The following is a 6,123-nucleotide window of genomic DNA, read 5'->3' as shown; positions in this document are numbered from 1 at the left end:
AACTAGGTTTGCGACAGAACCTCAAAACATAAACTGACATCGGAGTGTGTACGCATAACTACATCTGATGGTCGTTCATTTCACATAAATGTTAGAGCTGACTTAAATAAGCAATACATTAGTATTAGTAAAACAAAGCACGATATTGAGCGGTACAGTGCTCTATGTAAAGAGGAATCATTTGTTTATGACACCTCCAAACGAAGTGGCAACATTAAAGTTTACGTTAAAACGCCACGACAAATAGCAAGAGTCATTGACGCTTTCTTTCATGAAGGGTTATGAGTTTAAACTATAGATGAATAGGTATCCAGCCATTGGATCTTTGCGCATTACGCAATGAAAGATTAAGGTTGCCTGAACCATCAAAGCTGGATATGGAGCTAAGTGATTTTGCCATCCTCTGGCTAATTCGTGTTTTGTTAGTGCTTGTAGTGATACGCTGAACTTGTCACTACATTAGAGGCTTTGCAATACCTCAAATTATCCGTTACATGCTAATTTAGCGAAGTCTGTATCTCATTCCTGTCCAGAAACGCGTTACAGAGCTGAGCCTTGCACGATTTATAAGACCTCAGTTAGCTGATATTTATGTGGTAATTTTACAACGCTTGATTTCAATATCGGTTAAAATTTGCAGGCTTTTGGTGCAATCTTATGCGAATTAATACTGCAATTTTTTTCTTAACTATTTGAAAGTGCCTTTGAGTTATGCTGACTTATGTTGCAAGCATCACATAAAAGAAGCCGCTCTTAATGAGCGGCTTTTTGCTATCTGAAGCTTTTTAGCGGCGACTTCTCGGTGCTATTTCAGATGGGTCTTCAGTTCGTTGTAGATCTTACTTGTCTCGTGCCAATCGCTCTTTATCTAACAGGGCTCGTTTACGTTCCAATCCCCAACGGTATCCACCTAGCTCGCCATTGCTTCTCAGAACGCGATGGCAAGGTATCAGCACGCCAATTCGGTTTTTACCACAAGCTGATGCTACCGCTCGAACGGCTTTTGGTTTGTCGATCTCATCGGCTACTTCACTGTAGCTCACAATATCGCCTTCTTTGATGCTCAATAAAAACTGCCATACCTTAATCTGAAATGCAGTACCTCGAATATCCAGTGGCAAATCAGGCCTTGGGGCGCCTTGATTGATGTGCTGATCGAGTGCTTCTATCCAGAAATCCAACTCGGGCGTATCTTGTGAAGCCGAAATTGTTAGCTCAGCTTTTGGGAATTCGCTACTTAGCTGCTCTAATAGCGCAGGTTCATCGTTACCAAATTGAACGAAGCAGACGCCTTTATCGGTCGCAGCCATCATCATGAAACCGAGTGAGGTTTGGCGGCATGCATAATTGATCGTTTCGCCAGCGCCTCCTGCTCGATAGGCTTTTGGTGCCATGCCGATGTTGCGAGTTGCTTCTCCATAGACACGGCTGATTGAGCCAAACCCAGAGGCGTAGATGGCATCGGTTACGCCGTCCCCTTGTTTTAGAGAGCTCTTGAAGTGACGCATTCGAACGGCATCTTGATACGCTTTAGGCGACACTCCGAATGCTTCTTTGAACAGCCTTTGTAATCGTGAGGGAGATAACTCCGCAATTTCACCTAAGCTAGAAAGTGTGAGTTTCGCATCAGCGTGCGTTTCAATGTGGCGCGCAACTTCTACCAATTTTTCCACTCGAGAGTTTCCCGGAAAAGGGTGGCAGCGTTTGCATGGCCTGAAGCCTGCCAACATCGCCATTTCAATGCTTTCAAAGAACCTCAAGTTCTCAGGTTTTGCAGGCCTCGCAGAACATGATGGCAAGCAATAAACACCCGTAGTGATAACACCATAGAAAAATTGCCCTTCGAAAGATTTGTCTCTGACGGCTATCGCTTTTCTCATTTCGAGTTCTGGTGGCATTGGCATGGCTTAATCTCTACTTAGTTACTGGTCTATCATTATCTAACCGCATGTTCGGTGATGGTTCCATCCGTTTCTTGCTGACTAATTTTATTATAAGCACTTGAGGCTCAATAGCGCTTGGATTGAACAATATAGATATAACGCAAAAATCGGATGTTTTGTATTTCTGTGGGTCGCTAAGATTGATCACATACCAATTATTAGAGAGTGAACTGAACCATGACATCGACTATTAATATTTCAATGAACGCTCGTGTGTGGGCAATGCTGATTCTTCTTTCCATGTTATGGGGGGGATCATTCTTCTTCGTTGGTGTTGTGGTTACCGATCTTCCTCCGTTAACTATAGTCGTGCTCAGAGTAGGAATTGCCGCCATCACTTTGTGGATTATTGCTTTGATGATAGGGCTTCGCCCGCCTAAAGAGTTGCGTGTTTGGGGAGCTTTTTTAGGAATGGGTTTACTCAATAATGTCGTCCCGTTTGCGCTTATCGTATGGGGGCAAACTCAAATCGCGTCTGGGTTAGCATCGATCCTTAACGCAGCGACACCGATCTTCGCGGTTGTGGTGGCAGGAATACTATTACCTGATGAGCGTGTAACACCGCTAAAACTTGTGGGTGTCGGCATTGGTTTTGTTGGTGTGGTTGTGATGATAGGGTTGCCTGCTCTGAGCGGAGGTGGCAGTTTAATTGCTCAGTTAGCTATCATCGCGGCTGCTTTGTCATACGCTTTTGCAGGCGTGTACGGTCGTCGATTCAAAACTATGAAGATCAATCCGATTATCACAGCGGCAGGGCAAGTGACAGCATCAACGATGGTTTTAACCCCTGTTGCGTTAATGGTGGATGGTCCACTTGATGTGGTAGCAATGAGCGGAGATACATGGGCGGCTATCGCTGGGCTTGCAGTTTTATCGACAGCGGTCGCTTATGTTCTGTACTTTAAAATTCTAGAACTGGCAGGTGCGACCAATGTGCTACTCGTTACTTTGTTAGTGCCTGTTTCCGCCATCTTGCTTGGTTCTCTATTCCTCAATGAGTCTTTAGAAGTGATTCACTTTGTTGGCATGTTGTTGATCGCTATTGGCTTGTCGGCCATCGATGGAAGATTGTGGCGCCGTATTAAACTGGCGAAGGTTTGAGTGGTATATCGTCTCCAATCTTCACTACAAAGCCGTTTTTAGTAAACGGCTTTAATTCGCAGGCAACACAACAGCAGACGCTTCTTCCTCTGAATTTTCTTTGTCTTCTACTTGTTCAGCAACCCAATCAATCGTCTTTGTTAGATAAAGCTTATTGGTTTCGGTATCACACCAACTTTTTGATAATCCTCTTCGATTAAATTCACTTCCAATCGCGGCGAGTGTTTGGTTGCTCGATCTTCCGTAATACAAGGTGTCGCACAGTTGCAAGTTGGACATCGATTGCGGGTATGTGTTAACCGACGATGAGTTCATGCTCAGTGCTTTCGATTGATTGTGCGTACAGCCAGTGAGGCTTAATAAAAAGAGCAATGCTAAGGTTTTCTTCATCATTTTTTAACGGTTGCCAATGGTTGGTGCGAATTATGAGCATGATTAAGCCTTTGATTTGTCAATTTTTCGCCAAGTGCTTACAGAGCAAGATCTTGCTCGCAATTAGAAAGTGCTATCGAGCGGTTTAATTCCACGGCCAAAAACGTATTAACGACTAAATGCGCAATTTTGTACAAAAGCTGAAAGAGCCTATAGAGTAGACTGATAAGTCGCTCGACAATTAAAAGGCTTGTGGATGGTTATGGATAACAAAAAGCGTTCTAAAGAGAAAGCCGAATATAAGATCACAGAAGAGCTCGGTGGTCTTGAAATCCTCAATGCAGAATACGAAAAGCAGAATTTTTCACGTCACAGCCATGAGGGTTACACACTCGGTGTGATTGAGCAGGGTGCTCAGCGCTTCTATCGAACGGGAGGGCATCATGTCGCACCTCAAGATGCAATCATTCTGGTCAACGCTGATGAAGTTCATAGCGGACACTCTGCCACTGAAGGTGGTTGGGCGTATCGTGCAATGTATCCACTTCCAGATCAACTTGCCAAGATCACGCAAGAACTTAACTTACCAAATTATGGTGCACCTTATTTCCCAAGAGCGGTGGTTGAAGATCCTGAACTCGCTAATCAGCTCAGATTAGTTTTCAACACGATTGATGAATCAGATAATCGCCTGCTAAGAGAAACTTTGATGTACGGGATGTTGGTTAAACTGATTAGCCGACATGGTAAATCTCCGCTTAATCCTCATTTCGATGGGAAGGCTCAACGCCAGCTTGTCTTGGTGAAAGAGTTTCTAGATGATTTTCCACAAGCCGATGTGTCTTTAGATGAGCTGTCTAAACTGGCGGCTTTGAGCCCGTTTCATTTAGTGCGCTCCTTTCAAAGAAAGTTTGGCCTTCCGCCGCATGCGTATCAAATCCAGTCTCGGTTAAGGCTTTCGCGTAAGTTACTAAAACAAGGGCACACCATTTCAGATACGGCTCAAGAGTGTGGCTTCCATGATCAAAGCCATTTTCATCGGCACTTCAAAAAGGCCAATGGCTACACGCCGGGGCAATACATCAAGATGCTCTAGGCTTGGCTAAATGCAGTCAAATGCAACTATATGCGATGAGCAGGGTTACAGAATTGAGCAAGTTTGTACAATCGAACCAACTCAACTCTTCTTACATTGAATAGCCAATGTGAAGAGAGAACAGAATTATATGGATAGTGAAAAAATGGAAAGACGAACACAGTTATGGAAGGGCGTTTTAGCAGCAATGCCATTGAGTATCGCGGTCATCCCTTGGGGAATACTAGCAGGCTCATACGCGATAGATGCCGGATTGAATCAACTTCAAGCGCAAGCCATGTCGGCCATTCTATTTGCTGGTTCAGCGCAACTTGTCGCAGCCGGTATGTTCAAAGCGGGCATTGGTTTAAGCACTATGTTGCTGACTACCTTATTCATCACGTCTAGGCACTTTCTGTATAGCGTATCGATGCGTGACAAAATCAGTCATCTTCCAGCTCGTTGGCGTCTGTTGCTTGGCTTTTGGCTTACAGACGAGCTGTTCGCGATTTGTAATGGGCAGTCTCAGAAAGAATTTAATCGTTGGTATGCTGCGGGTGTGGGCGGCGGTTTTTACCTCGTTTGGAACATCGCGAGCTTTGTCGGCATTGTCGCAGGTAGTCAAATTCCATCACTTAACGAGATTGGCCTCGATTTCGCGGTAGCCGCGACTTTCATTGCTTTGGTTTTTCCTTTGATTCGAACACTCCCTACGGTGGTGTGTGTTGTGGTGTCATTGGTTATCTCTGTGACAATGGCGGTCAATCAGATTGAAGGAGGGCTGATGATTGCTGCGATTTCTGGGATGTTAGCGGGCTTCATTAGTGAATCATTTGTTGAACGTAATAATGGTCAGAAGCGAGCTAGTGAAGGGGAGTCAGTATGATTTGGTTAACGATATTACTCATGACTGCGATTGTTTTCTTTAGTCGGTATCTGTTTTTAGAGCCTGCAATCCCGCTTCGATTAAATCAAACCACGCGTCGCCTGCTACGTTATTCAAGTCCAGCGGTGCTCACTGCTATTTGGGGACCAATTGTATTTGCACCAGAGCAGACATTTTGGCCAAGTTTCGAAAACCCGTATTTGATCGGCGCTCTTGTGACTGGTCTGTTGGTATGGAAAACAGGCAATGTGCTGTTAACGATCGGCGTCAGCATGGCGGTGTTTTTGTTCTATAACCTTGTCGCGGTTGATTTTCTTTTCTCTTGATCTTCAACTTAGGTTTTATGTTTCTCTCATGATTTAAGGGCTGTATATGATTACTTGTTATGTTCGATATGTGATTGATCCTAAGAAAACAAAGGAATTCGAAACCTACGCTAAAATGTGGATTCCTTTGGTCGCTAAATTTGGTGGCCAACACAATGGTTATTTCTTACCGTCAGAAGGGGCGAACAATATTGCTTTGGCATTGTTTACCTTTGAAAGTTTGGCGGCTTATGAAGAATATCGGATCAAATCATTGAGCGATGCGGAGTGTATTAAAGCATTTGAATTTGCAGATGAAGTTGATTGCATCGTGAGTTATGAACGAAGCTTTTTTAGGCCTGTTTTTGACTGATTGACCTTGCAACGTATGAAATGGTGGCATCTAATGTACTGATTCACTGTTTGTGTATTTAGGTTCTG

Annotated in this window: 7 protein-coding genes; 5 read left to right on the top strand and 2 right to left on the bottom strand. The window is 44.0% G+C overall.

Going from position 1 to position 6,123, the window contains the following annotated elements:
* Nucleotides 1–839 precede the first annotated feature (839 nt).
* The gene (locus tag BCU75_RS17020) at nucleotides 840–1,904 is read right to left on the bottom strand and encodes a bifunctional transcriptional activator/DNA repair enzyme AdaA (RefSeq protein ID WP_102474529.1); all 1,065 of its coding nucleotides are present in this window, start codon (nucleotides 1,902–1,904) and stop codon (nucleotides 840–842) included.
* Between the two features lie 216 nt (nucleotides 1,905–2,120).
* Between BCU75_RS17020 and BCU75_RS17015 the strand changes: the two genes are divergently transcribed.
* The gene (locus BCU75_RS17015; RefSeq protein WP_102474528.1) at nucleotides 2,121–3,044 is read left to right on the top strand and encodes a DMT family transporter; all 924 of its coding nucleotides are present in this window, start codon (nucleotides 2,121–2,123) and stop codon (nucleotides 3,042–3,044) included.
* Nucleotides 3,045–3,095: 51 nt separating this feature from the next.
* Here the strand turns inward: BCU75_RS17015 and BCU75_RS17010 are convergent, their stop codons facing one another.
* Entirely contained in the window at nucleotides 3,096–3,434 is a 339-nt protein-coding gene (locus BCU75_RS17010) for a hypothetical protein (protein ID WP_102474531.1), read from the bottom strand.
* Between the two features lie 244 nt (nucleotides 3,435–3,678).
* Here BCU75_RS17010 and BCU75_RS17005 point away from each other — a divergent pair, with 244 nt between their 5' ends.
* The 4 genes from BCU75_RS17005 to BCU75_RS16990 all read left to right on the top strand — a co-directional run bounded on the left by BCU75_RS17005 (nucleotide 3,679) and on the right by BCU75_RS16990 (nucleotide 6,055).
* Nucleotides 3,679–4,512, top strand: coding sequence for an AraC family transcriptional regulator (locus BCU75_RS17005; RefSeq protein WP_102474530.1), 834 nt, complete (start codon nucleotides 3,679–3,681; stop codon nucleotides 4,510–4,512).
* Between the two features lie 130 nt (nucleotides 4,513–4,642).
* Nucleotides 4,643–5,377, top strand: a complete 735-nt coding sequence (locus BCU75_RS17000) for an AzlC family ABC transporter permease (RefSeq protein ID WP_102474527.1) — start codon at nucleotides 4,643–4,645, stop codon at nucleotides 5,375–5,377.
* Nucleotides 5,374–5,703 (top strand): AzlD domain-containing protein, encoded by a 330-nt coding sequence (locus BCU75_RS16995; RefSeq protein WP_102474526.1) that lies wholly within the window; start codon nucleotides 5,374–5,376, stop codon nucleotides 5,701–5,703. Before BCU75_RS17000 ends, BCU75_RS16995 begins: the two co-directional genes overlap by 4 nt.
* A gap of 46 nt (nucleotides 5,704–5,749) precedes the next feature.
* Nucleotides 5,750–6,055 (top strand): NIPSNAP family protein, encoded by a 306-nt coding sequence (locus BCU75_RS16990; RefSeq protein WP_102474525.1) that lies wholly within the window; start codon nucleotides 5,750–5,752, stop codon nucleotides 6,053–6,055.
* The last annotated feature ends 68 nt before the right edge of the window (nucleotides 6,056–6,123 follow it).

Origin of the sequence: Vibrio splendidus, from assembly GCF_002873455.1 — a bacterium.
Taxonomy (GTDB): domain Bacteria; phylum Pseudomonadota; class Gammaproteobacteria; order Enterobacterales; family Vibrionaceae; genus Vibrio; species Vibrio splendidus_J.
The sequence above is the reverse complement of the archived record's forward strand: the minus strand, read 5'-3'. Positions and strand labels throughout refer to the sequence as shown.